A 23,208-nucleotide genomic window follows, 5' to 3' on the forward strand; every position below is an offset into this window, starting at 1 on the left:
TTTCAAATCAGCGGGTCAAAAAAGGTTTCCTATTCCGGAATTTCCCCATGGATGAGAAAAAAGGCATCAATTCGGGTACTGTCGTCGCCGGCATAGATGTCGGCGGAACCTTCACCGACCTGATCCTCATCGACACGCGTGCCGGTCCGGATATGGGCGCTCGGGTCCACGTTGCCAAGACCCCGACCACTGTCGAGAACCAGGCCTTCGGCGTCGTCAACGCCATCCAGGCAGCCGGTGTACCGGCCTCGCAGATCGGCCTCATCGTGCACGGCACGACGACCACCACCAATGCCGTTCTGGAGCGGCAGCTCGCGCCGACCGGCATGATCACCACCGCCGGCTTCCGTGACATCATCGAGCTCGGGCGCCGCACGCGGCCGCAGGCCTACGGCATGACCGGCACGTTCACGCCCGTCATCCCGCGCAACCTGCGCCTGGAGGTGGCCGAGCGCATGGATGCCACCGGCGCCGTGCTGACCCCGCTCGACGAGGGCCAGGTGCGCGACGCCGTCAGGGCGCTGCTCGATGCCGGGTGCGTGTCGCTGGTGATCCACTTCCTGCACGCCTACGCCAATCCGGCCCACGAAAAGCGCGCCGCCGAGATCGCCGCCGAGATCTGGCCCAACGATTACATCACCACCGGCCATGCGCTGCTTTCGGAGGCGCGCGAGTTCGAACGCGGTGTGACGGCCGCCGTCAACGCCGCCGTGCAGCCGATCCTTGAGCGCTACGTCGCCCGGCTCTCCAACGAATTGAAGGGTCTCGGCTACGCCCGCGACTTTCTGGTGATGAACGGCAATGGCGGCATGATCTCGGCCGCCCATGTGGCCCGCGAGGCGGCAAAGACCGTCATGTCGGGGCCGGCCTCCGGCGTCATGGCGGCGGCCTTCACGGCGCGCCGGGCAGGCGTCGACAATCTCATCACCTACGACATGGGCGGCACCTCCACCGACGTGGCGCTGGTGCGCGGCGCACGGCCCGCCGTCTCCAACGAGATCGAAGTCGAATATGCGATGCCCATCCACGTGCCGATGGTCGACGTGCACACGGTAGGCGCCGGCGGCGGCTCGATCGCCCGCGTCAACGATGCCGGGCTCCTGGAGGTCGGTCCGCGCAGCGCCGGTGCCAAGCCGGGCCCGATCTGCTACGGGCGCGGCGGAACGGAACCCACCATCTCCGATGCCAACCTGCTGCTTGGCCGGCTGAATCCGAACAAGCTGCTCTCCGTCGACAATCCGGTCTCGGTGGCCGATGTGGAGGCGATCTTCGCCGACAGGCTCGGCAAGCCCATTGGCCTGTCCGGCGTCGAGGCGGCCGGCGCGGTGCTGCGCATGGCCAACATCAAGATGGCCGGCGCCGTCCGCATGGTGTCGCTCGGCAAGGGGCACGACCCGCGCGACTTCGCCCTGTTCGCCTTCGGCGGCGCCGGCCCGCTGCATGCGGCGGCCCTTGCCCGCGAGCTCGGCATCCCGCGCGTCATGGTGCCGGCCCGGCCCGGCATCACCAACGCGCTCGGCTGCGTGGTGGCGGATCTGAGGCACGACTTCGTGCGCACCGTCAACCGGCCGGTGGCGAGCCTCGACCTCGACCTAGTGCGCAGCGTCCTGACCGCGCAGCGCGCCGACGGCGAAGCGCTGATCGCCAAGGAAACCGTGCAGCCCGAGCGCATCGACTGCGTGCACACGGCGGACATGCAGTTCGTCGGCCAGACGCATCTCATCAACGTTCCCCTGCCCGGCCCGAAGGTCGACCGCGAGACGCTGCAGCGCCTGTTCGAGGAAGCCTATTTCGCCCGTTTCAAGGTGCGGCTGCCGGAAATCCGCGCCAACCTCGTCAACCTCAACACCTCGGTGATCGGCGTGCGCGCCGGCATCGACCTTGCCAGCCTCATCGATCCGGCCGGGCGCATGGGCAGCGTCGCCGAAGCGCAAAGCGAAACGCGCCGCGTCTGGTTTACCGGGCAATGGCACGACACGCCCGTCTACGCCCGCGAGAAACTGCCGCTCGACGCGGTGATCGAAGGGCCGGCGATCCTCGAGCAGCTCGACACGACGACGGTGATCGAGCCCGGCGACCGGGCGGTTTCGGACAAGGATGGGAACATACTAATCAGCGTCGGGAGGGCTGGATGATGGTGACGAACCCAACCCTCGACGCCATCACCCTCTCCGTCATCCAGGCCGCGCTCCAGCAGGTGTGCGACGAGATGGATCTGACCTTCTCGCGCGCCGCCTTCTCGCCGGTGATCGCCGAAGCCAACGACCGCTCCGACGGCATCTATGCGGCCGAGGACGGCGCGCTGATCGCGCAAGGGGCGGGCGGGCTGCCGGTCTTCGTGGGCGTCATGCAGCATTCCACGAAGACGCTCGTCGAACGCATCGCGGCGGGCCTGACGGCGGCTCCGGAGCCCGGCGACATCTACATCGTCAACGATCCTTATCTGGGCGGCACGCACCTGATGGACGTGCGCTTCGCCATGCCCGTGTGGCGCGACGGGAGGATCTTCTGCTGGCTCTCCAACACCGGCCACTGGCCGGACATCGGCGGCGCCGTGCCCGGCGGCTTCTCCGCCTCGGCGACGGCGGTCGAGCAGGAGGGGCTGCGCCTGCCGCCGGTCAAGCTCTTCAAGAAGGGAGAGCTCGACCCGGAGATCCACGCCATCATCTCCTCCAACATCCGCGTGGCCGACCAGCGCATCGGCGACATCCGCGCCCAGGGTGCCGCCCTCGAGGTCGGCGCCGAGCGGCTGGCGCAGGTGCTCGACCGGTATGGCGACGACACCGTGCGCCAGGCGATCGCCGAGCTGCGCGAGCGCGCGGCAACGCAGATGCGGGCGCTCATCGCTCCCATCCCCGACGGCGTCTATCGCGGCGCGGCCTACGTGGATTCGGACGGCGTGGTGGACGCACCGCTGACCATCGCGCTGGCTGTCGAAAAAAAGGGCGACACGCTGACCTTCGACTTCGAAGGATCGAGCCCGCCCTGCGCCGGGCCGATGAACAGCGTCCTCGCCACGACCCTGTCCTCGGTCTATCTGGCCATGCGCCACATCTTCCCGGAAGTGCCGCTCAGCGCCGGTGCCTTCGAGCCATTGATCGTCAAGCGACCGGAAGGCACCTTCCTCGACGCGCGCTACCCGCGCCCGGTGTCCGGCTGCGCGGCGGAGGTCTCGCAGCGCATCGCCGAAGCCGTGTTCGCCGCCATGGTCAAGGCGCTACCAGACAAGGTGACGGCAGCACCGGCCGGCTCCAGCGGCAATTTCGCGCTCGGCGGAAACGACCCGGCGCGCGGCCGCGACTTCGTCATGTATCAGATCTCCGGCGGCGGCTATGGCGGCAATGCCGACCATGACGGGCTGACCAATGGCTGCTCGACCATCGGCATCTCGAAATCGCCGCCCGTGGAGGTGATGGAACAGGCCTTCCCCGTGCTCTACCGCCGCTATGCGCTGCGCGAGGGCTCGGGCGGCGCGGGAGCCCAGCGCGGCGGTTTCGGCCTCGCCTACGAGGTGGAGCTCCTGCGCGGCGAGGCGCGCGCCTCCTTCGTCATGGACCATGGCCGCACCGGCCCGCAGGGCGTGCTCGGCGGCGCCGATGGCAAGGTCAACGAGGTGACGGTGTGGCGCGACGGCAAGCCCCATGTGCCGCCGCATCTTTCCAAGGAGCAGGATATTCCCTTGAAGGCCGGCGACCGTGTGGCGGTCGGCACGCCCGGCGGCGGCGGCTATGGCGATCCGTTCAGGCGCGCCCCGGAAAAGGTGCTGCGGGACGTGGCGTTGGGCTACTACACGGCGGATGAGGCCGAAGAGCTGTTCGGCGTGGTGTTGAGCGGGGATGGGACGGCCGTCGACGAGGCCGCGACGCGGGCGAAGCGCGGCGACTGAGGTTGCTTTGCCAAGCGCCCTCGTGGTTCGACAAGCTCACCATGAGGGCTGTTGGAACGGCTGCGCTACGCGACGTTCGGCCGCCCACCTCTCAGTAACCCTCATCCTGAGCTTGTCGAAGGGCGAGGGTGCCTGGTGCAGGCGGCGCCTACTCCTCCACCAGCCGGAACTCCAGATAGAGATTGCGCTGCAGGAGTGAGTGGTTGTCGTCGGACATGACCGACACCATGGTCGCACCGTCCTCGCGCACCCACACGTCGAGCGCTTCCATATTGTCGATCTGATAGCCCATATCGGCGGTGAGAAGCACCGGGCCGTCGGCCAGCGCGCCGGGCCGGATGCCCTCGCCCTCGATGCGCCGCAGCCGCATGGCGACGCCATCGGCGAGCGAGAAGCGCCGCTCGAGCAGAAGAAGATCGCCGTCCGGCAGGAAGGCGCCGTCGGTGATGTCGAAGCCGTCGTGACGGGCGACGGTGAAAATGCCCTTGCCCGGCCCTTCGAGCACGGCGGCGAAGCAATTGCCCTTGCCGTCGATGCTGCGCTCGGCGACGGCGACGCGCGCACCGCCGAGCCGCCCGCCCTCCGGCGCATAGGCGATCGTCTCGAAGCCGCGATTGTTGCGCAGCTCGCGGCGCGGCACCAGGAAATCGAGATCGCGGACCGCTGCGCCCATCGCCCCGCGCACCACCTGGAAATCGGCTATCCGCTGCACCCGCTCGAAGCTGACGGTGGCGAGGCCGTCCTTGAGCGCGATCCCCTCCGCGTCGGTGGTCCATTTCTCGCGGGTGGTGGCGCCGTTGCCATCGACCATCGCCTGCATGCTGAAATCGGCAAAGCCGATGGGCTTGCCCGCCGCGTCCCGGGTGAGGCGGCCGAAGAACCAGAAGCCCGTATCCGCGACGCCGATGAACTCGGCGCCCGGACTTGCGAAGCGGAAGGACGAGAAGGCTCCGAAATGATCGGCCGGCGAGGTCAAGGAAAGGCCGCCGACGAATTCGAGCGGGCCGAAACGGGTTTCCCGCGAGCCGATCTGGAAATGGGCGATGGGCGCAGCGTTGACCGCCATGGGGATGGCGGCTTCCTCGGCGTGCAGCGGTGTCGCCACGAGGAACGCCACGGCGAAGAGGAGCGCGCGGCGCATTCGCCTGTCAGCCAGTGCGCCGCAAGGCACCGCCACGGCGCGCGCCTTCCTCCTCGAAGAGCGAGGCGAGCTGCTCGGTCATCGCCCCGGCCAGTTCCTCCGCATCGACGATGGTCACGGCGCGGCGATAGTAGCGCGTCACGTCGTGGCCGATGCCGATGGCGAGAAGCTCGACCGGCGAGCGCGTCTCGATGAGCTCGATGACGCCGCGCAGATGCCGTTCCAGATAGTTGCCAGGATTGACCGACAGGGTGGAATCGTCCACCGGCGCACCGTCCGAGATCATCATCAGGATCTTGCGCTGCTCGGGCCGGGCGATCAGCCGCTGATGCGCCCAAAGCAGCGCCTCGCCGTCGATGTTCTCCTTGAGCAGCCCCTCGCGCATCATCAGGCCGAGATTGCGCCGCGCGCGCCGCCAGGGGGCATCGGCGCTTTTGTAGATGATGTGGCGCAGATCGTTGAGACGGCCCGGATTCGCCGGCTTGCCCTCCTTCAGCCATTTCTCGCGCGCCTGGCCGCCCTTCCAGGCCCGCGTGGTGAAGCCGAGGATTTCGACGCGCACGCCGCAACGCTCCAGCGTGCGGGCGAGGATGTCGGCGCAGGTGGCTGCGACGGTGATCGGCCGGCCGCGCATGGAGCCCGAATTGTCGAGCACCAGCGTCACCACGGTGTCGCGGAAATTGGTGTCGCGCTCTTGCTTGAAGGAGAGCGGCTGCATCGGGTCGATGACGAGGCGCGGCAAGCGCGCCGTGTCGAGCACGCCCTCTTCGAGATCGAAATCCCAGGAACGGTTCTGCTGCGCCATCAGGCGGCGCTGCAGGCGGTTGGCAAGCCGGCCGACGACACCCGAGAGATTGGCGAGCTGCTTATCGAGGAAGGCGCGCAGGCGATCGAGCTCTTCCTCGTCGCACAGCTCCTCGGCGCCCACCGTCTCGTCGAACTCGCCGGTAAAGACCTTGTAGTCGATCTCGCGAGCGGCCTGGTCGAACGGATTGTCGGGACGGCGCGCCTCGCCCGGCGTCTCCGAATCCATCTCGTCGTCCTCGGAGATGTCCTCCGCGGTCGTGTCGCCCGCCTCGCTCTCGCCGGTCTCGGTGTCGTCGCTCTCGCCGCTCGACTCCTCGCCCTCACTCTCCTCGCCGCCGGAATCGTCTTCCTGGCTCTCCTCGGCTTGCTCCTGGGCCTCGGGCGCATCGCTGTCGTCGTCGCTCTCCTCGGTCTGCTCCTCCTCGGCCAGCTCCTCGCCGAGGTCGATGGAGGTCAGAAGATCGCGCACGGCGCGGGCAAAGGCATCCTGATTGTTGATCTGCCCCGACAGGGCGTCGATGTCGGCGGCGGCCTTGTCCTCCACCCAGCCGCGCCACAGCGAGACCAGCTTCTCGCCGCTCCTCGGCACGGGGCGGCCGGTCAGCTTCTCACGCACCATCAGCGCGATCGCTTCTTCGAGCGGCGCGTCGGCCTTGTCGGTCACCTCGGCCAGGTTGGCGCGGGCGTATTTGTCCTCCAGCATCGCCGCCAGATTGTCGCCCATGCCCTGCATGGCGTTGGCGCCGATCGCCTCGACGCGGGCCTGTTCGACGGCATCGAAAATCGCCCGCGCCTCGCGGCCTTCCGGCGCCAGGCGGCGGTGCAGGTTGGCATCGTGGCGGGCATGGCGCAACGCCATTGAATCGCCGAGCCCGCGCGTGACGCGCAGCGCTTCGGCCGACGGCTTCTTGGGCAGGTCCGGCAGGCGCGCCCGCTCGCCCGTCAGGGCCGGCTTGTCCTTGGAGAAGGAGACTTCGAACTCGTGATCGCCGGCGACCGCCCGCATGCAGATGCCCACGGCCCGCTTGAAGGGATCGAGCGGGGCCTCGGCTGGCTGTCCCGGCTTGCGGTTGGAATGGCTCACGATCGTCTCATCCTGGCCGACTCAGCGTGAGCGGCCGTCAAATTCTTGCGTCGTCAGCGTGTTCGGATCGACGCCGTCGAGGCAACGCACATTGACCGCCACCATCTCCGTGCCGTCCGGCATCGCACCGCGGCCGAAGGACTGCATGCCGCAGGTGGAACAGAAAAGATGGGCGATCCTCTTTGTGTTGAAGCGGTATTCCGTCAGGCTGCTCTCGCCCTTCTCAAGCGAGAAGTTACCGGCCGGCGCGAAGGCGAGGATGCTGCCACGCTTGCTGCAGTAGGAACAGTTGCAGGTGATCGGATTCGCCAGGTCGACCTCGACGCTGTAGCGCACCGCACCGCAATGGCATCCGCCTTCATACCGCATGGATCATCCTTCAGCTAAGCGCCACGTTGGCTGCCGATTCGGGCAGTTCCTCGCCGAAGGCGCGCTGGTAGAACTCGGCCACCACCGAACGCTCCAGCTCGTCGCACTTGTTGAGGAAGGTCAGCCGGAAGGCAAAGCCGACATCGCCGAAGATCTCGGCGTTCTCGGCCCACATGATGACGGTGCGCGGGCTCATGACGGTCGACAGGTCGCCGTTCATGAAGGCCGAGCGGGTCAGGTCGGCAACGCGCACCATGCGCGAGACGATCTCGCGGCCCTTGTCGTTCTGGTAGTGCTTGTTCTTGGCCTGAACGATGGCCACCTCGTCGTCGTGGGGCAGATAGTTCAGCGTGGTGACGATGGACCAGCGGTCCATCTGCGCCTGGTTGATCTGCTGCGTGCCGTGATAGAGGCCGGTCGTGTCGCCGAGGCCGACCGTGTTGGCCGTGGCGAACAGGCGGAAGGCCGGATGTGGCCGAATGACGCGGCTCTGGTCGAGCAGGGTCAGGCGGCCAGAGGATTCCAGGACGCGCTGGATGACGAACATGACGTCGGGGCGGCCCGCGTCGTATTCGTCGAACACCAGCGCGACATTGTGCTGATAGGCCCAGGGCAGGATGCCGTCGCGGAACTCGGTGACCTGCTTGCCCTCCTTGACGACGATGGCATCCTTGCCGACGAGGTCGATACGGCTGACATGGCTGTCGAGGTTGATGCGCACGCAGGGCCAATTGAGGCGGGCGGCCACCTGCTCGATATGGGTCGACTTGCCGGTGCCGTGATAGCCCGAGACCATGACGCGCCGGTTGTGGGCGAAGCCGGCGAGGATCGCCAGCGTGGTCGGCTTGTCGAACAGATAGTCGGGATCGACGTCCGGCACGTGGGCGTCGGCCACCGAATAGGCGGGCACGACCAGATCGGACTCGAAGCCGAAGGTCTCTTTCACCGAAACGGTCGTATCGGGCAGGTTGGCGATATCGCGGTCAATTCTGTTCATCATGCCTCCAGCGGCCAGGCCCTCGCCTGCATCGCTTGAACTGTTCTTTTTCCGGAGCGTCTTAACAGACGGGGTCTTTAACAGAAACCCGCCTGTTTCAACAGCCTGTAAGCCTCGAGCACGTTTCTGAGCCGGTCTTCCGAGCCTCTGTCGCCGCCATTTGCATCCGGATGGTGACGCTTCACCAAGCTCTTATAGCGCGCCTTGATTTCTTCGCCAGTCGCTTGTGCGCCGAGGCCCAGCGTTTCCAGCGCCTTGGCCTCAAGGGGCCGCAGCCTGCGCTGGCGCGTCTGCGCCGCCTCGCGGCGCTCGCCGAACAGGTTGAAGGGGTCGCCCATGCGGTTGTGATAGCCGGCGCGCCCCGAGCGCAGCGGCGAATAGTCGGGCGCCGCGCGTGCCGTGCCGCTGCCGGAAATCTTCCAGGTCGGACGGTGCCCGGTCAGCGCCTCCTTCTGGTAGCGCGCGATCTCGGTGTCGTTGAGACCCGAGAAGTAATTGTAATTCTTGTTGTATTCGCGCGCGTGATCGACACAGAAGCAAAAATATTCGCCTTCCTTGTGCCGCCCCACCGGCGCGCGGTGCAGGCCGGCCTCCTCGCAGCCGTCCCACTGGCAGCGCGGCGCGCGCGCCTTCGCCTCCGCCTTCGGATCGGGGCGGATGCGGATTTTCTCGAAATATTTCGAGTAGGGTTTCATATCGGACCGCGTGACACCAAATCAGTGAGGAAGTATGGCGGCTTGTCGCCGCGATACAAGAATTGACTTTTCGCCGATGTTCGAACTAGCGCTTTGAATCGAACGGAAATTGGGGAGCAGGTCCCCATATGGTATCAGGAGGCCCGATTGTCCATCCAGTCCGCGATCGAAACCAAGCTGACACGGGCCTTTTCGCCCGAGCGGCTCGCCGTCATCAACGAAAGCCACCTGCATGCGGGCCATCAGGAGCATTTCGACGGCACGGGCGAGACCCATTTCCGCGTGCGCATCGTTGCAGAGGCGTTTTCCGGCATGAGCCGGCTGGAGCGCCACCGCGCCGTCAACGCGCTGCTGGCGGACGAATTGAAGGACAGCGTCCATGCGCTGGCCGTCGAGCCGGCGGCACCCGGCGAGCCGACGCGCTGGTAGAGCATTTGCAGTCAGGTGGAATCACCTGACGATCGCATAAATGCTCTAAAAGGCAACTCCTTCCCCGTCAGGCCAACGGCCGGATCCTCAGCCGGGTGATGCGATTCTTGTCGCGCTTCATGACGATGAAGCGCTTGCCGAAGAAGGTGAAGGCCTGCTTCTCGTCGGGAATCGTCTGCGTCTCATGGATGACGAGGCCGGCGATGGTCGTCGCCTCCTCGTCCGGCAGGTCCCAGTCGAGCGCGCGGTTCAGATCGCGGATCGGCACCGAACCCTCGACGACGATCGAGCCGTCTGCCTCCTGCTTGACGCCCTGCACCTCCACGTCGTGCTCGTCGGCGATGTCGCCGACGATCTCCTCGATGATGTCCTCCAGCGTCACCAGGCCTTCCACCTCGCCATACTCGTCGACGACGATGGCGATGTGCGCCTTCCTGCGCAGGAAGGCGTTAAGCTGGTCCTGCAGCGTCGTCGTGTCGGGGACGAACCAGGGCTTCGACGCCACCTTGCCGATGTCGATCCTGGCGTAATCGTTCTCCACCTCGCCGAGCGCCCGCAGGAGATCCTTGGCGTGCACCACGCCGACGATGTTCTCGGTCGAGCCGCGCCATATCGGGATGCGGGTATAGGGGCTCTGCAGGATCTCGCGGACCACGGTCTCGGGCGGGTCGTCGGCATTCACCGAGCGCATGTTGGTGCGGTGGATCATCACGTCGGACACTTCGAGCTCGTGCAGGTCGAGCAGGCCGCCGACGCGGTCGCGGTCCTGCTTCACCACGGCGCCCTCGCGGTGCAGCACCTCGACTGTGCCACGCAGCTCCTCGTGAGCCGACAGCAGCGACTGGCCGCTCGACAGATTGACCCCGAACACCGACAGGAGCAGGCGCACAATGCCGTTGGCTATCGACGACAGGAAACCGAACAGGAGGACGACGACACGCGCGAAGGGCGCGACGTTGAGGGCGAACTGCTCGGGCCGGGCCAGCGCCCAGGATTTCGGCAGGATCTCGGAGAAGATGACCAGCAGCACGGTCATCACCACCGTGGCGTAGATCACGCCGGCATCGCCGAACAGCGTCAGGAAGAGGCTCGTCGTCAACGCCGAAGCAAGGATGTTGACGAGGTTGTTGCCGATCAGCAGCGCGCCGACCAGGCGGTCGCGGCGGGCGATCAGGCGGCTGACCAGGCCGGCGCGCTGATTGCCGTTCGCCTCCAGCGTATGAAGCCGGGCGCGCGACACCGCCGTCACGCCCGTCTCGGTGCCGGAAAACAGGAAGGACAGGACGATCAGGCCGAGGATGACGCCACCGGTGATCCACATCTCCGCTGTCATGGCGAAAGGTTCTCCGCAAGGAAGGAAAGCACTTGGCTGGCCGGCACGTCCTTCGCCACGAAGGACTGGCCGATGCCGTGGGTGAGCACGAAGGTGAGCGCGCCGCGCGACACCTTCTTGTCCTGCGCGATATAGGTCAAAAGCCGCTCGGCGCCAGGCAGGCCGCCCGGCACGTCGGAAAGCTTCACCGGCAGGCCGACCGCCGAAAGATGCGCCTCGACGCGCGCTGCGTCGTCCGGGCTCGCCAGGTTGAGGCGGGCCGAGAAGCGATGCGCGAGCGCCATGCCGATGGCCACGCCCTCGCCATGCACCAGCCGCGCGCTGTCGTAGCCCGTGGCCGCCTCCAGCGCGTGGCCGAAGGTGTGGCCGAGATTGAGCAGGGCGCGGTCGCCCGCCTCATGCTCGTCGCGCGCCACCACGTCGGCCTTGGCCCGGCATGACTGCGCGATCGCCTCCACGCGCTCCGGCCCGCCGGCAAAGACGGCCTGCCAGTTCTTTTCCAGCCATGCGAAGAATTCCGGCCGGTCGATCAACCCGTATTTGGCGACCTCGGCATAGCCGGCGCGGAACTCGCGCGCCGGCAGCGTGTCGAGCACATCGGTGTCGGCGAGCACCAGCCGCGGCTGATGGAACACGCCGACGAGGTTCTTGCCGTGCGCCGTGTTGATGCCCGTCTTGCCGCCGACGGAGGAATCCACCTGCGCCAGGAGCGAGGTCGGCGCCTGGACGAACAGCATGCCGCGCCGCACGATGCCCGCGGCAAACCCCGCCAGGTCCCCCACCACGCCGCCGCCGAGGGCGATGACCGCATCCCCGCGTTCGAGCCGCGCCTCCAGAATGCCCGAGACGACCTGCTGCAGCGTGTCGAAGCTCTTGGATTTTTCGCCCGGCGCGACGGTGATGGCCTGCGTCTCGATGCCGGCCGCCGAAAGGCTCTCGCGGAGCGCCGCAAGATGGCGCTCGGCCACGTTGGCGTCGGTGACGATCGCCGCCCGGATGCCGGGCAGGCGCCGGGCGATTTCGGCGCCGGCGCGCCCGATCAGCCCTCCCCCGATCAGGATGTCGTAGGAACGCTCGCCGAGAGAAACCCCGACACAGACCGGCTCAGCGGCGGCGCGGTTCATTTGGCGTCTCCATCGCGCTCGCGTGCGTTTTCCGGTCTCAGGGTTTCCTCCTTCAGATGGTGCAGCAGCGCCTCGATCACCTCGCCGGCAATCACGTCCTTGGGTTCGTTCCGCGAATGAACGACCAAGTCGGCTTGTGCGTAGAGCGGGTAGCGCTCGTCCATCAGGCGCTTCATGACCGCTTCCGGATCCTGGTTGTTGAGCAGTGGGCGGGTGGGCTTGCGCCCGACCCGCTCCATCAGCGTCGGCAGATCGGCCTTCAGCCAGATGGAAACGCCACGCCGCGCGACCGCCCGCCGCGTCTGTGCGTTGACGAAGGCGCCGCCGCCGGTGGAGACCACGCGCGGTCCCGATTTCAGTAAACGGGCGATCACCCGCCGCTCGAGCGACCGGAACTCCGCTTCGCCATAGGCGGTGAAGAGCTCGGCCACCGTCATGCGCGACACCGTCTCGATCTCGTGGTCGCTGTCGATGAAGGGCAGCCCCAGCATCTCCGCCACCTTGCGGCCGATGACCGTCTTGCCGGCGCCCATCAGCCCGACGAAGACGATCGATCGCGCGCCCAGCCGCTGGCCGAGCGCTGCAAGATCCTTGGACGGTGGAGTTTCGGTGACTGTCATGATCGCGCCTTTATGTGCGGTTTCGACACAAAAGCACTGTTGCGTCAAGCCGCCCGGAGCGCTATCCGCAGCCGCCCTTGCATTGAAGGGACCGGCATCCCATAAACGAGGCAAGGGACGAGGAACGCAAAAGACGGGGCAGGAGACGCATGCCGACGCTTTTTCGGCTACTTGTCATCATCGCGGTTCTGGCGGGACTGGTCTATGGCGCCATGCTGGCGCTGGCGACCTTCGTCGAGCCGCAGACCGGCGAGATGAGCGTGCGCATCCCGCCGGAAAAACTGAATCCGCCAGAATGACGGCGAAGATCGGCAGCGCGGCGCGCATCGAGGCTTTCCTGGAGATGATGGCCGCCGAACGCGGCGCCAGCGACAACACGCTGGCCTCCTACCGGCGCGACCTTGCAGACGCTGCACAGCACCTGGCGGCGCGCGGTACCGCGCTGGCAGACGCCGGCCCCGAGGATCTGCGCGCGTTCCTGGCCGCACTCGCCGCGCAGGGCTTCGCCACCACCACGCAGACGCGCAAGCTCTCCGCGCTCAGGCAGTTCTTCCACTTCCTCTACACCGAGGGTTTGCGCGGCGACGACCCGACCGGCGTGCTCGACAGCCCTAAAAAGGGCCGCCCCCTGCCCAAGACGCTGAGCGAGGAAGAGACCGGGACGCTGCTCGAACGGGCGGCATCCGAAGCGCGCCAGGCCCCGGCCGGCACGCCGGCGCGTATGGCCGCCCTGCGGCTTCACGCCTTGCTCGAGGTGCTCTATGCCTCGGGTCTCAGGGTTTCGGAGCTGGTGAGCTTGCCGCTCACCGTGGCGTTGCGCGACGAGCGCTTCTTCGCCGTGCGCGGCAAGGGCGGAAAGGAGCGCATCGTGCCGCTTTCCACCAAGGCCCGCACCGCCATGCAGGCGTGGCTCGAGGAGCGCGCCAGGCACGAGGCGCTGGCCGACAGCCCCTGGCTCTTTCCCGCCGGCTCGCAGAGCGGGCACCTGCCGCGTCAGGTCTTCGCGCGCGAGCTGAAGGCGGTCGCCGCCCGCGCCGGCATCGCCACGGCCAAGATCTCGCCGCATGTCCTGCGCCACGCCTTTGCCAGCCACCTCCTGCAGAACGGCGCCGACCTGCGCGCGGTGCAGGAACTGCTCGGCCATTCCGACATTTCGACCACGCAGATTTACACCCATGTGCTCGAAAAACGCCTTGCTGAGCTGGTTCAAAAGCACCATCCGCTTGCCGATTAGCTCCATCACCGTTATGTGGAGCCTCATTCGTGGCCGCAGCCGTGTTCAACAGTGAGATGCCTTTTTCGCAGTATCTCGTTCCGATTTGGCGAATGAATGTACAACTATCTCGATTTTGAAAAGCCGGTTGCCGATCTTGAAGGCCAGATCCTCGAACTGAAGAAGCTTGCCGACAATGGCGAAGCCGTGGATGTCGCCGACGAGATCGCCCGCCTTGAAAAGCGCTCCAAGGATGCGCTGAGCGACCTCTACCGCTCCCTCACCCCGTGGCAGAAGGCGCAGGTCGCACGCCACCCCGACAGACCGCACTGCCTCGATTACGTCCGCGCGCTCTTCACCGACTTCACCCCGCTCGCCGGCGATCGCGCCTTCGGCGAGGATGAAGCCGTCGTCGCCGGCTTTGCCCGCTTCAAGGGCGAATCCGTCGCCATTGTCGGCCAGGAGAAGGGCAACGACACGCAGAGCCGCCTGAAGCACAATTTCGGCATGGCGCGGCCCGAGGGCTACCGCAAGGCGGTGCGCGTGATGGAGCTTGCCGAGCGTTTCGGCATCCCGCTGATCAGCCTGGTCGACACGGCCGGCGCCTATCCCGGCATCGGCGCCGAGGAGCGCGGCCAGGCGGAGGCCATCGCCCGCTCGACCTCGAAATGCCTCAGCCTCACCGTGCCGAACGTCGCCGTCATCATCGGCGAAGGCGGGTCCGGCGGCGCCATCGCCATCGCCACGGCCAACCTCGTCTACATGCTGGAGCACTCGATCTATTCGGTGATCTCGCCGGAAGGCGCCGCATCCATCCTGTGGCGCGACGCGGCCCGCGCCAGGGACGCCGCCACCAACATGAAGATCACCGCCCAGGATCTCATGGGCCTGAAGATCATCGACGGCATCATCGCCGAGCCCATCGGCGGCGCGCACCGCGCCCGCGAAGCCGTGGTCAGGGCCACCGGCGAGCAGATCGAGAAAGGCTTCTCGGAGCTGGCGACCGGCAACATGGACTACCGCGAGCACCGCCGCGAGAAGTTCCTGGCGATCGGCCGGACGCTGTAAGATTGCCGCCGGGCAGCCCGATGATTCGACCCCGCGACCCGAAAAGGCCGCGGGGTCCGTCTTGGCGAAGGGACACCCGGTGAGTTGAGGAGCATCTCGCCGGGCATGCTCCCAACGATCGCGCCGCTCCCATGTTCCCTCGTCCCGCGATCTTCCGGCGCGCGATCTTTTCAACGCGTGGAACGGCCGCGCCGCTCATTCACATCCGGCCGTTAAAACAATAGGTGATTCGCCACACCGGTATGGCAGGCGCACAGTGAACAACCAGCGGAACGGAGGCTGACGATGAAGGTCAACCGAAACGTGCTTCCGCCCCGGTTGAGCGCTGGCCTTAGACACTACATATCGAAAGGCCCGACCACAGTTCCCGTGGCGCTCTCCGACCTGATGGCGAGGGTTCGCTACATCATGCCGGAGCTACAGATCGAAGACGGCGAGCTCGAGGACCTGCTTGCGAAAGAGATCATGGAATGCTCGAAGCGGCCAATCCTGTTTGATGGCAGATGCCGCTTGCGCATCGGATAGAGTTCAGCCCCGCGACCGGCCATGGCTGCGGGGCGGGCGACAACGAAACGGCACGGGTGTGCGACGAGATCTGCCGCGAAGAGGAGGCCAAACGCTGAATCTGTCCGACGAAAGGCGGCGTGCCTGCTATGCCCATCGCTGGCTGATGCCCGACCGCTTGTGACGCGCGGTCACGAGTCAGGGTCTCCGTCGTTGCCGTGGTCGGAAGTGTTTCCGTTGTGCTCGATGCGACTGGACAGCCACTGATAAACGCCAAGAGCGATCAGCGCGACCATCGCGGCCACGAACAGGCTGGCGGGATAGATGGCGTATTGTATGCCTTCCCTGGTCGCCTGGAACACCATCACCAGGGCCTCCAGGCTGGCGGCGATGACGATGATGGTGATGAATTTGGTGATCGACCGGCGCGACTCCCTGGAAGAACGCAGCTCCCGCTTGCGCAGGATCTCCTCCTCGGCGATGAACTTCGCCGTCTCCACGACGGCGAAGCCGATCACCAGAAGGCTGATGCTGCTCAGGGCGGAACCGACGAGATCGCCGCCCCACAACGTGTCAACGGCGACCTTCACCGCAATCGCCAGCAGCAGGAAGGCCAGCGCCAAGAGCACGACCGTGGCCGCGACGAAATATACGAGGGCGATCATCGAATAGAACCTGTCCATCGGCGTCTCCATCCCCGCCATGGTCGTTTCATCGGATCGCGGAACGGGCCGAGGCCGCGATCCGCAGGTGGCACAGGCCGTTCCCGTTCAGCCGGCCTTTTCCTGCCCGGCACGCTCTTTCACGGCTTCATAGCCATCCTTCGCCAGATCCGTTCTCACGAGCGCCGAGAGAAGCCGCGGCAGGTCGCGCCGCGGAACCAGTTTCGCCAGCTCCCGCCCGCTTGCCGGCAGACCGAGCCGCTTGGCGGCGGCCAGCGCCTTCTTGTCGACGAACGGATAAAGCTCGTCCCACACGGTCTGGACCTCGCGGAAGAATATGTCCGCACCGACATCGCCGATGCCCTTGAACTCCTTCAGGAGGGCCCGCTCCCGCCGCGGGTCACGGCCGGCCGCCTCGCGCAGCCGGCGCAGATCGCCGCCATAAGCGTCGAGCAGATGTCCGGCGGCATCGCCGAGCATGCGCGATGTGCTCTCGTCATAACGGGCATAGCCGGACTGGTTGAGGACCTTCGTGCGCTGGGCCCAGGTGCTGGCCGCCATCTTCTGCGGCGTGTTCCATTTATGTTGGGACAGGGCTTTCGCCGCCGACAGGGCCAGGGCCTGGCTGATGCGGGCGCTGAACAGCGTGCAGGCGACCAGCCACCGATAAAGCGGCGAGGGCGTGTTGCGCTCGACATCGATGCCGAGTTCGGAAGAGTAGGTGCGGCCGTTGAGGTCGAGCAGGACGCGCACCGTGTCGGGTCTGGATGGCATCGTCCTAATCCCGTTTGCCTTCGGACGGCGGCTCGATCGGATGCCTGGACTTCACCATGCGCAATGCACGGTCCCGGTAATGTCGGCGGCAGTCGCTTGGGCCATGGCGCTCGCTCCTCGGCTCGGCGTTTGCGGAGTGGTGCTTCGGATGCCCCAACCCCTCGCTCGCGGATGTGTTCCCCAGCCGGCCGGCGATTGCGGCCGGCGCCTGGCAGGATGCGAAGAGGGAACCGGATGCCCGGCGACTATGACCGGCGCCAAAGCCGATCCGGCCGTCAGGCCCCCTCGACGGGAAGCCCGGCCGCACGCCATTCGGGCAGGCCGTCCTCAAGGCGGCGGACCTTGAAGCCGCGGGCCCTGAGTGCCGCCACGGCCTCGAAGGAGAGCACGCACCATGGGCCGCGGCAATAGGCGACGATCTCCTGATCCGGATCGAGCTCGGCGAGCCGGGCCTCCAGCTCGCTCAAGGGGATGTTGACGGCGCCGGGCAGATGTCCGGCCTCGAACTCGTCGAGCGGACGAACGTCGAGCACCGTGACAAGGCCCTCGCGCGTCCGCCGCAACAGTTCCTCGCGCGACACCGGCTCCATGCCGTCACGATCGTCGAAATAGCTGCGCCGGATGCGATCAACCTCGGCGAGATGGCGTTCCGCAACGCCGGAGATCGCCGCCGTCAGCCCGAGCACGGACTCGTCCGCCAGCCGGTAAAGCACATATTTGCCGTCGCGGCGCGAAGCCACCAGCCCGGCGCGCCGCAAATGCTGCAAATGCTGCGAAGCGTTGGCGATCGACAGCCCGACGCGCTCCGCCAGCGATTCCACGCCACGCTCGCCCTGGGCCAGATGCTCGACGATTTCCAGGCGGTGCTGCGAGCCGAGCGCGCGGGCGACGCTGGCGAACGCGGCATAGAGCGCCTGCTTCGGGCCGATTGACATTCTCCGACACCTGATATTACATCATTCAATTAATTTATTGAATGTAACCGGCTCAGACCAGTCTGGCAAGGTTGATGATACAAGGCCCGTGACACCCGATGAGCGAGCTGCTTTTGACGAACGAACCGCTGATCCGCATGGCCTTCTTTGTCGGCGTCCTTCTGGCGATGGCGCTGTGGGAGGTGGCGGCGCCACGCCGGCGGCGGGAGATCCCGCGCCTGATCCGCTGGAGCAACAATCTCGGCGTCGTCGTCGTCGACACGCTGCTGGTGCGCCTCACCTTTCCGGTCGCGGCGGTGGGGCTTGCCGTGCTGGCCGAAGAGCGCGGCTGGGGCGTGTTCAACATAGTCGAGACGCCCGCCTGGATCGCCTTCGTGGTTTCGCTGCTGGCGCTCGATCTGGCCATCTATCTGCAGCATGTCATGTTCCATGCCGTACCGGCGCTCTGGCGGCTGCACCGCATGCATCACGCCGACCTCGAGTTCGACGTGTCCACCGGTCTGCGGTTCCACCCGGTTGAGATACTGCTGTCGATGGGCATCAAGCTGGCCGTGGTCGCGGCTCTCGGACCGCCGGCCCTCGCCGTGCTCGTGTTCGAGGTGGTGCTGAACGCCAGCTCGATGTTCAACCACTCCAACATCCGCCTTCCGGCGCGCATCGACCGCGTCCTGCGGCTTTTCGTGGTGACGCCCGACATGCACCGGGTCCACCACTCGATCCATCCGAACGAGACCAATTCCAACTTCGGCTTCAACCTGCCCTGGTGGGACCGGCTGCTCGGCACATACCGGCCGCAACCGCGCGAAGGCCACGAGGGCATGACCATCGGCATCGAGCAGTTCCGCACCCGGCGCGATCTCTGGCTGGATCGCATGCTGATCCAGCCGCTGCGCGGCCCGGCAAGCGATTACCCGATCAACCGGCGGAAGGAGAAGGAAGACCGGCTGTGAACCCGTGGCGTCTTCTGCCGCGGCTGGTCCGCCGGCAGCGTCGCGGCAGGACCGTGCGCTGGATCGATGCCGAGACGCTGGCAGACCGGCCGAGCAAGGACAGCCTTGCCATCATCGACGTCCGCTCGCCGGAGGAGTTCACCGGCCCGTTGGGCCACCTCGAAAACGCCGTCAACATCCCCATCGGCGAGCTGCCCGGCCGCTTGACCGAGATCAAGGCGCTTCAAGGCATGCCTGTCATGCTGGTGTGTAGGACGGACAAGCGTTCCGTCACCGCCGTAGCTCTGCTCGAAGATGCCGGCTTCAGCGATCTCAGCGTCCTGCGCGGCGGCATGGAGCAATGGAACCGGGACGGCAGACCGGTCGGGAAAGGCGGTGCAGCCACCGCCGAATAGTCGGCCGAACGGTCGCCTTCCGGCGCAATGCCTGAAGGAGCACGGAAATGACGCAAACCCCGATTTCGATCGCAGCCCTGACGGGCATCGCCACAACGCTTCTGCCCGCGCACGCATGGTCACAGGCATCGCCGGACTTCGAACGCTATGGCTGGGGCCCGCACATGATGGGGTGGGGCGGTGGATGGTTCGGGATGATCTTCGGCCCGATCTTCATGATCCTGGTGCTGGCCCTGGTGATCGCCTTTGCCGTGCTCCTCGTGCGCTGGCTCGGCGGATCGTGGCACAGCTTCGCGCCCTATCCGCCGCCGTCGGCCCGCACGCCACTCGATCTTCTGAAGGAGCGTTTCGCACGCGGCGAGATCGACAAGGAGGATTTCGAGGAGCGCCGCCGCATCCTCGGCGAATGAGCCCTCGGCCGAACCGGCGCTTGAATCCTGACCCTAAAGCACCTTCCTGAGAAAAGCCCGGGTGCGCGGATCCTTGGGCGCGGTGAACATCACGTCGGGCGGTCCCTCCTCGACGATGCGGCCGCCATCCATGAACAGGACCCGGTCGGCGATGTCGCGGGCGAACTGCATCTCGTGCGTCACGATCAGCATCGTCTGGCGCGCGTCCGCGACGCGCTTGAGAAGCTGCAGCACCTCGTCCACCCATTCAGGATCGAGCGCCGAGGTCGGCTCGTCGATCAGCATGATCTCCGCATCCGCCGCCATCGCCCGGCCGATGCCGACACGCTGCTGCTGGCCGCCGGACAGCGCCGCCGGATAGCTGTGCGCCTTCTCCGACAGCCCGATCGTCGCCAGGATCTCGTCGGCACGCTGGTGCGCCTTCGCCCTGCTCCAGCCGCGCACCGTGACCAGGCCTTCGGCGATGTTGTCGCGCGCGGTCTTGTTGGCGAAAAGCGCATAGTTCTGGAAGACGAAGGAGGTCTGCCGCCGCAGTGCCCTCTGCTCGGCCGGTGTCGCCGTTTTCGCATCGACGGCGACCGAGCCGATGGTGATCTGTCCCTCGTCGGGCTTTTCCAGGAAGTTGAGCGAGCGCAGCAGCGTCGACTTGCCGGTGCCGGACGGCCCGATGATGGCCACCCGCTCGCCCGGGCCGATGTCGAGGTCGATCCCGTCGAGCACGGTGTTGGCGCCGAAGCGCTTGATGAGGCCCCTGACCGAGATCATCGCGCATGTGCCTTTCCAAGCCGCGCCTCGAGCTGGCGCTGCACCACCGTCAGCGCCTCGACGATGACCCAGTAGATGACCGCTACGAGAATGAACGCCTCGAAATAGAGGAAGCTGCCGGCCGCCTCCTTCTGCGCCGCGCCCATCAGCTCCGTCACGCCCAGCGTGAAGGCGAGCGAGGTGCTCTTGATGATGTCGACGAAGTAATTGACCAGCGTCGGGGCGGCGACCCGCGCCGCCTGCGGCAGGATGATGCGGCGCATCATCTGCGGCGTCGTCATGCCGACCGACAGCGAGGCTTCCCATTGCGACCGGTCGACGCCGATGATGGCGGCGCGGATGCTCTCGGCCATATAGGCGGCGAAATGCAGCGTCAGCCCCATGATGGCCGCCGTCACGCCGTTGATGGCGGTGAGGAAGGAGAAGACCTGCGGCAGGCCGTAATAGAACAGGAAGAGCTGCACCAGCAGCGGCGTGCCGCGGAAGAAGCTGATGAAGACCTGGGTGAAGCCGTCGAGCACGGGCACGCGCAGCACCCTGACGATGGCCATCAGCGAAGCGAGCGCCAATGCCAGCAGCATGGCCACCGATGCCATGCCCAGCGTCAGCGGCACATATTTCAGGAGCACGGGGACGAGCCCCAGCATGTATTCCAGATCAAGCGGTCTCACGGGCCTGGCTTCTTTCGTGGCGGAGCAGCGTGGAATCGGTCGCACCATAGCAGCAAATGCCGGTGCTGCCCCTCATCGATGCGGGTTGAGGAAAGGCGGCGCCGGCGCGGGAGATTTGCCGTTCCGGCATGGACCCTCGGGTCGGGGCCTGAGGGTCCATGCCGGAACGGGCAATCGCCTCACCCGTCATCCGCAGCCTTGGCGCAAGCCCCTATTTGGTGATATCGGCGCCGAACCACTTTTGCGAGATCTCGCTGAGCTTGCCGCTTTCCTTCAGCTTGGTGATCGCCGCGTCGATGCGGTCGCGCAGGGCCTTGCCCTCGTCGTCGTTGCGGAAGGGCAGCGCGTTGCGGATCTCCGAGAAGGGCTCGCCGGCCAGCGCCAGCGGCAGTGGCGTCTCCTTGATCACCTGGGTGGCACTCACCCGGTCCATGACGAAGGCATCGACGCGGCCGAGCGCCGTGTCCTGCTCGAGATTGCTCTCATAGGTCTTGATGTCGATCTCGTCCGCATAGGGAAGATCGCGCAGCAGCTGCTCGAAGTTCGAGCCCAGGTTGACGGCGACCGAGCGGCCCTTGAGGCTTTCCGGACCGGTGATCTCGCCCTCGTTGCCCTTCTTGACCACGACCTGCGCACCGTCGATCACATAGGGCTGGGAAAAGGCGAATTTCGCCTCGCGTTCCGGCGTGATGGTGATCTGGTTGGCGATCGTGTCGATGCGCTTCGATTCGAGCGCGCCCACAAGGCCGGAAAAGCTCATCGTGACGAAGTCCACCGTGTCGCCGGTCTCTTCGGCGACGGCGTTCATGAAATCCACTTCGAATCCCTGCAGCTTATCCTGCTTGACGAAGGTGAAAGGAAAATAGCCGCCGGACATGCCGACACGGATGGTCTCCGCCTGAGAGGCCGAAAGGGTGGCGGCGAGGACCGCCGCGGCGAGTGCCAGTTTACGCATCGAAATCTCCATCGCGCTGCAGCGCATCTGATTGACAAGCGCGGCGAAAATAGTGCTTTGAGTAGTTTTTTCCATGCCTGAGGCGATTGGAACCAGAAAAAAGAAAATCGATAGCGATTAGAAGCCGCATCGTAGGATGGAATTTTCATTTTCTGCATCCCGACGATCGCCATTTCATCACCGGGCATCTCCGCCGCGATGCCGATCAACCCCCGGAGTGGGGATTGTGTTCCAGGCCATGGTCCAATAGAAGCCGTGAAATCGCCACAAACTACCGAAAAATGCCCCGGTAAGACCTCTGGTTCGGCGAAAAGCCTAACGGTGCGGGTAATGATTTTTAAAGCATGACGCTTCATTTTCTATAAGCGAACTGCCATTCTAGAATCTCTGCGCGAGGGCGCCATTTAAGGCGGGACACAAAGCCACTTATGAAACGCCTGGTCATACACGCACTCTTTCTGTCTGCGGCGCTGGCACTTGCCGGCTGCAACGAGACGCTCGAGGACATCTCGCCCAAGGCCGACCGGCAACTGCCCGAGCGCATCGTGCTGGCCATGAAGGCCAAGGGGATGAGCAAGGGCTCTCCCGTCATGATGCGCATCTTCAAGGAAGAGGGAAAGCTGGAGGTCTGGAAAGCCAAGCAGACCGGTCGCTACGACCTGATCGCCAGCTACGACATCTGCAAATGGTCGGGCAAGCTCGGCCCCAAATTCACCGAAGGCGACCGCCAGGCGCCGGAGGGTTTCTACACGGTCCGCCCGGCGCAGATGAACCCGAAGTCGAGCTACTACCTGTCGTTCAACATGGGCTTTCCGAACGCCTACGACCAGGCCAACGGCCGCACCGGCCAGCATCTGATGGTGCATGGCGCCTGCTCTTCGGCCGGCTGCTATTCGATGACCGACGAGCAGGTCGCCGAGATCTACGCCTTCGCGCGCGACTCCTTCAAGGGCGGCCAGCGCGAGTTCCAGATCCAGGCCTTCCCCTTCCGCATGACCGCCGAGAACATGGCGCGCTACCGCGACGACCCGAATTACGCCTTCTGGAAGATGCTGAAGGAAGGCTACGATCATTTCGAGCTGACCAAGCTGCCGCCGAAGGTCGACGTCTGCGAGAAGCGCTACGTGTTCAACCGCCAGGCGCCCGAAGGCGAAAGCTTCTCGCCCACCGGTGCCTGCCCGCCGACGAGCCAGCCCGAATCGCTGATGATGGCGTATCAGCAGTACCAGACCCAATATGACAAGGCATTCTCCACAGCGCTCGGCGCCCGCACCAAAAGCGGCCCAGCCCCGTCGATCGCCGGCCACAAGGAGGCCCTTCTTGTCGCCGACTGGAGCAAGCGCCGCGCCCGCGGCGAACGCGTCTCGCGCGAGCCGCCGAGCCTGACGCCCGTGCCCGCTGCGGTGGCGGCGGCACCCGAG

The 23,208-nt window shown here is 66.0% G+C and carries 25 protein-coding genes; 11 read left to right on the plus strand and 14 right to left on the minus strand.

Annotated elements, in window-relative coordinates; translation table 11 throughout:
- Positions 1-47: 47 nt before the first annotated feature.
- Complete coding sequence (locus tag NUU27_RS11565; protein WP_257762257.1) at positions 48-2,135, plus strand: hydantoinase/oxoprolinase family protein; 2,088 nt, start codon at positions 48-50, stop codon at positions 2,133-2,135.
- A complete protein-coding gene (locus NUU27_RS11570) occupies positions 2,135-3,886 on the plus strand; it encodes a hydantoinase B/oxoprolinase family protein (protein ID WP_257762258.1) in 1,752 nt (583 codons plus the stop codon). Before NUU27_RS11565 ends, NUU27_RS11570 begins: the two co-directional genes overlap by 1 nt.
- Before the next feature lie 148 nt (positions 3,887-4,034).
- Here NUU27_RS11570 and NUU27_RS11575 read toward each other — a convergent pair whose 3' ends face one another.
- The 5 genes from NUU27_RS11575 to NUU27_RS11595 form a co-directional block, all read right to left on the minus strand.
- Complete coding sequence (locus NUU27_RS11575) at positions 4,035-5,027, minus strand: esterase-like activity of phytase family protein (protein ID WP_257762259.1); 993 nt, start codon at positions 5,025-5,027, stop codon at positions 4,035-4,037.
- A gap of 7 nt (positions 5,028-5,034) precedes the next feature.
- Positions 5,035-6,918 (minus strand): cobaltochelatase subunit CobT, encoded by a 1,884-nt coding sequence (gene cobT, locus NUU27_RS11580; protein WP_257762260.1) that lies wholly within the window; start codon positions 6,916-6,918, stop codon positions 5,035-5,037.
- A 21-nt stretch (positions 6,919-6,939) separates the two neighbouring features.
- The gene (locus NUU27_RS11585; protein ID WP_257762261.1) at positions 6,940-7,287 is read right to left on the minus strand and encodes a GFA family protein; all 348 of its coding nucleotides are present in this window, start codon (positions 7,285-7,287) and stop codon (positions 6,940-6,942) included.
- A gap of 10 nt (positions 7,288-7,297) precedes the next feature.
- Positions 7,298-8,284 (minus strand): cobaltochelatase subunit CobS, encoded by a 987-nt coding sequence (gene cobS / locus NUU27_RS11590; RefSeq protein ID WP_257762262.1) that lies wholly within the window; start codon positions 8,282-8,284, stop codon positions 7,298-7,300.
- A gap of 77 nt (positions 8,285-8,361) precedes the next feature.
- Positions 8,362-8,979: a J domain-containing protein gene (locus NUU27_RS11595; RefSeq protein WP_257762263.1), complete on the minus strand. Its 618-nt coding sequence runs from the start codon at positions 8,977-8,979 to the stop codon at positions 8,362-8,364.
- A gap of 147 nt (positions 8,980-9,126) precedes the next feature.
- Here NUU27_RS11595 and NUU27_RS11600 point away from each other — a divergent pair, with 147 nt between their 5' ends.
- Positions 9,127-9,408, plus strand: a complete 282-nt coding sequence (locus tag NUU27_RS11600) for a BolA family transcriptional regulator (RefSeq protein ID WP_257762264.1) — start codon at positions 9,127-9,129, stop codon at positions 9,406-9,408.
- A gap of 67 nt (positions 9,409-9,475) precedes the next feature.
- On the opposite strand, the gene NUU27_RS11605 is transcribed toward NUU27_RS11600, so the two are convergent.
- From NUU27_RS11605 to NUU27_RS11615, 3 genes are read right to left on the minus strand one after another with little or no spacing between them, the layout of a single operon-like run.
- Complete coding sequence (locus NUU27_RS11605; protein ID WP_257762265.1) at positions 9,476-10,741, minus strand: HlyC/CorC family transporter; 1,266 nt, start codon at positions 10,739-10,741, stop codon at positions 9,476-9,478.
- Complete coding sequence (aroB, locus tag NUU27_RS11610; RefSeq protein WP_257762266.1) at positions 10,738-11,865, minus strand: 3-dehydroquinate synthase; 1,128 nt, start codon at positions 11,863-11,865, stop codon at positions 10,738-10,740. The genes NUU27_RS11605 and aroB overlap by 4 nt, the downstream gene beginning before the upstream one ends.
- Positions 11,862-12,485, minus strand: a complete 624-nt coding sequence (locus NUU27_RS11615; RefSeq protein ID WP_257762267.1) for a shikimate kinase — start codon at positions 12,483-12,485, stop codon at positions 11,862-11,864. Before NUU27_RS11615 ends, aroB begins: the two co-directional genes overlap by 4 nt.
- 149 nt (positions 12,486-12,634) lie before the next feature.
- Here NUU27_RS11615 and NUU27_RS11620 point away from each other — a divergent pair, with 149 nt between their 5' ends.
- The 4 genes from NUU27_RS11620 to NUU27_RS11635 all read left to right on the plus strand — a co-directional run bounded on the left by NUU27_RS11620 (position 12,635) and on the right by NUU27_RS11635 (position 15,291).
- Positions 12,635-12,784 (plus strand): histidine kinase, encoded by a 150-nt coding sequence (locus NUU27_RS11620; protein ID WP_257762268.1) that lies wholly within the window; start codon positions 12,635-12,637, stop codon positions 12,782-12,784.
- Between the two features lie 8 nt (positions 12,785-12,792).
- On the plus strand, positions 12,793-13,719 hold the full coding sequence (gene xerD, locus NUU27_RS11625) for a site-specific tyrosine recombinase XerD (protein ID WP_257762281.1): 927 nt from the start codon (positions 12,793-12,795) through the stop codon (positions 13,717-13,719).
- Positions 13,720-13,815: 96 nt separating this feature from the next.
- On the plus strand, positions 13,816-14,766 hold the full coding sequence (locus NUU27_RS11630) for an acetyl-CoA carboxylase carboxyltransferase subunit alpha (protein WP_257762269.1): 951 nt from the start codon (positions 13,816-13,818) through the stop codon (positions 14,764-14,766).
- Between the two features lie 285 nt (positions 14,767-15,051).
- The gene (locus NUU27_RS11635; protein ID WP_257762270.1) at positions 15,052-15,291 is read left to right on the plus strand and encodes a hypothetical protein; all 240 of its coding nucleotides are present in this window, start codon (positions 15,052-15,054) and stop codon (positions 15,289-15,291) included.
- 170 nt (positions 15,292-15,461) lie between these two features.
- Here the strand turns inward: NUU27_RS11635 and NUU27_RS11640 are convergent, their stop codons facing one another.
- The 3 genes from NUU27_RS11640 to NUU27_RS11650 all read right to left on the minus strand — a co-directional run bounded on the left by NUU27_RS11640 (position 15,462) and on the right by NUU27_RS11650 (position 17,641).
- Entirely contained in the window at positions 15,462-15,953 is a 492-nt protein-coding gene (locus NUU27_RS11640; RefSeq protein ID WP_257762271.1) for a GNAT family acetyltransferase, read from the minus strand.
- An 87-nt stretch (positions 15,954-16,040) separates the two neighbouring features.
- On the minus strand, positions 16,041-16,706 hold the full coding sequence (locus NUU27_RS11645; RefSeq protein ID WP_257762272.1) for a hypothetical protein: 666 nt from the start codon (positions 16,704-16,706) through the stop codon (positions 16,041-16,043).
- A 275-nt stretch (positions 16,707-16,981) separates the two neighbouring features.
- On the minus strand, positions 16,982-17,641 hold the full coding sequence (locus NUU27_RS11650) for a metalloregulator ArsR/SmtB family transcription factor (protein WP_257762273.1): 660 nt from the start codon (positions 17,639-17,641) through the stop codon (positions 16,982-16,984).
- A gap of 98 nt (positions 17,642-17,739) precedes the next feature.
- Between NUU27_RS11650 and NUU27_RS11655 the strand changes: the two genes are divergently transcribed.
- Genes NUU27_RS11655 through NUU27_RS11665 form a run of 3 tightly spaced genes read left to right on the plus strand, consistent with a single transcriptional unit; the run spans position 17,740 to position 19,396 of the window.
- Positions 17,740-18,591 (plus strand): sterol desaturase family protein, encoded by an 852-nt coding sequence (locus NUU27_RS11655; RefSeq protein ID WP_257762274.1) that lies wholly within the window; start codon positions 17,740-17,742, stop codon positions 18,589-18,591.
- Positions 18,588-18,986, plus strand: coding sequence for a rhodanese-like domain-containing protein (locus NUU27_RS11660; RefSeq protein WP_257762275.1), 399 nt, complete (start codon positions 18,588-18,590; stop codon positions 18,984-18,986). Before NUU27_RS11655 ends, NUU27_RS11660 begins: the two co-directional genes overlap by 4 nt.
- Before the next feature lie 47 nt (positions 18,987-19,033).
- The gene (locus NUU27_RS11665) at positions 19,034-19,396 is read left to right on the plus strand and encodes an SHOCT domain-containing protein (protein WP_257762276.1); all 363 of its coding nucleotides are present in this window, start codon (positions 19,034-19,036) and stop codon (positions 19,394-19,396) included.
- Positions 19,397-19,429: 33 nt separating this feature from the next.
- On the opposite strand, the gene NUU27_RS11670 is transcribed toward NUU27_RS11665, so the two are convergent.
- From NUU27_RS11670 to NUU27_RS11680, 3 genes are all read right to left on the minus strand, one after another.
- Entirely contained in the window at positions 19,430-20,161 is a 732-nt protein-coding gene (locus NUU27_RS11670) for an amino acid ABC transporter ATP-binding protein (protein ID WP_257762277.1), read from the minus strand.
- Positions 20,158-20,832 carry an amino acid ABC transporter permease gene (locus NUU27_RS11675; protein WP_257762278.1) on the minus strand — a complete coding sequence of 225 codons (675 nt, stop codon included), beginning with the start codon at positions 20,830-20,832 and terminating at the stop codon, positions 20,158-20,160. The genes NUU27_RS11670 and NUU27_RS11675 overlap by 4 nt, the downstream gene beginning before the upstream one ends.
- A gap of 211 nt (positions 20,833-21,043) precedes the next feature.
- Positions 21,044-21,787, minus strand: coding sequence for an amino acid ABC transporter substrate-binding protein (locus NUU27_RS11680; RefSeq protein ID WP_257762279.1), 744 nt, complete (start codon positions 21,785-21,787; stop codon positions 21,044-21,046).
- Positions 21,788-22,215: 428 nt separating this feature from the next.
- Between NUU27_RS11680 and NUU27_RS11685 the strand changes: the two genes are divergently transcribed.
- Positions 22,216-23,208 (plus strand): murein L,D-transpeptidase family protein (locus tag NUU27_RS11685; protein WP_257762280.1); only part of this gene is annotated, 993 nt, incomplete at its 3' end.

The sequence above is a fragment of the Nitratireductor sp. ZSWI3 genome (genome assembly GCF_024655565.1).
Classification (GTDB): domain Bacteria; phylum Pseudomonadota; class Alphaproteobacteria; order Rhizobiales; family Rhizobiaceae; genus Nitratireductor.

Bases quoted from the DNA above. Each gene is read 5' to 3' on its own strand.
- NUU27_RS11565 (WP_257762257.1), top strand. From the start codon at position 48: ATGGATGAGAAAAAAGGCATCAATTCGGGTACTGTCGTCGCCGGCATA.
- NUU27_RS11570 (WP_257762258.1), top strand. From the start codon at position 2,135: ATGGTGACGAACCCAACCCTCGACGCCATCACCCTCTCCGTCATCCAG.
- NUU27_RS11575 (WP_257762259.1), bottom strand. From the start codon at position 5,027: ATGCGCCGCGCGCTCCTCTTCGCCGTGGCGTTCCTCGTGGCGACACCG.
- NUU27_RS11585 (WP_257762261.1), bottom strand. From the start codon at position 7,287: ATGCGGTATGAAGGCGGATGCCATTGCGGTGCGGTGCGCTACAGCGTC.
- cobS (WP_257762262.1), bottom strand. From the start codon at position 8,284: ATGAACAGAATTGACCGCGATATCGCCAACCTGCCCGATACGACCGTT.
- NUU27_RS11595 (WP_257762263.1), bottom strand. From the start codon at position 8,979: ATGAAACCCTACTCGAAATATTTCGAGAAAATCCGCATCCGCCCCGAT.
- NUU27_RS11605 (WP_257762265.1), bottom strand. From the start codon at position 10,741: ATGACAGCGGAGATGTGGATCACCGGTGGCGTCATCCTCGGCCTGATC.
- aroB (WP_257762266.1), bottom strand. From the start codon at position 11,865: ATGAACCGCGCCGCCGCTGAGCCGGTCTGTGTCGGGGTTTCTCTCGGC.
- NUU27_RS11615 (WP_257762267.1), bottom strand. From the start codon at position 12,485: ATGACAGTCACCGAAACTCCACCGTCCAAGGATCTTGCAGCGCTCGGC.
- NUU27_RS11620 (WP_257762268.1), top strand. From the start codon at position 12,635: ATGCCGACGCTTTTTCGGCTACTTGTCATCATCGCGGTTCTGGCGGGA.
- NUU27_RS11630 (WP_257762269.1), top strand. From the start codon at position 13,816: ATGTACAACTATCTCGATTTTGAAAAGCCGGTTGCCGATCTTGAAGGC.
- NUU27_RS11635 (WP_257762270.1), top strand. From the start codon at position 15,052: ATGAAGGTCAACCGAAACGTGCTTCCGCCCCGGTTGAGCGCTGGCCTT.
- NUU27_RS11640 (WP_257762271.1), bottom strand. From the start codon at position 15,953: ATGGACAGGTTCTATTCGATGATCGCCCTCGTATATTTCGTCGCGGCC.
- NUU27_RS11645 (WP_257762272.1), bottom strand. From the start codon at position 16,706: ATGCCATCCAGACCCGACACGGTGCGCGTCCTGCTCGACCTCAACGGC.
- NUU27_RS11650 (WP_257762273.1), bottom strand. From the start codon at position 17,641: ATGTCAATCGGCCCGAAGCAGGCGCTCTATGCCGCGTTCGCCAGCGTC.
- NUU27_RS11655 (WP_257762274.1), top strand. From the start codon at position 17,740: ATGAGCGAGCTGCTTTTGACGAACGAACCGCTGATCCGCATGGCCTTC.
- NUU27_RS11665 (WP_257762276.1), top strand. From the start codon at position 19,034: ATGACGCAAACCCCGATTTCGATCGCAGCCCTGACGGGCATCGCCACA.
- NUU27_RS11670 (WP_257762277.1), bottom strand. From the start codon at position 20,161: ATGATCTCGGTCAGGGGCCTCATCAAGCGCTTCGGCGCCAACACCGTG.
- NUU27_RS11680 (WP_257762279.1), bottom strand. From the start codon at position 21,787: ATGCGTAAACTGGCACTCGCCGCGGCGGTCCTCGCCGCCACCCTTTCG.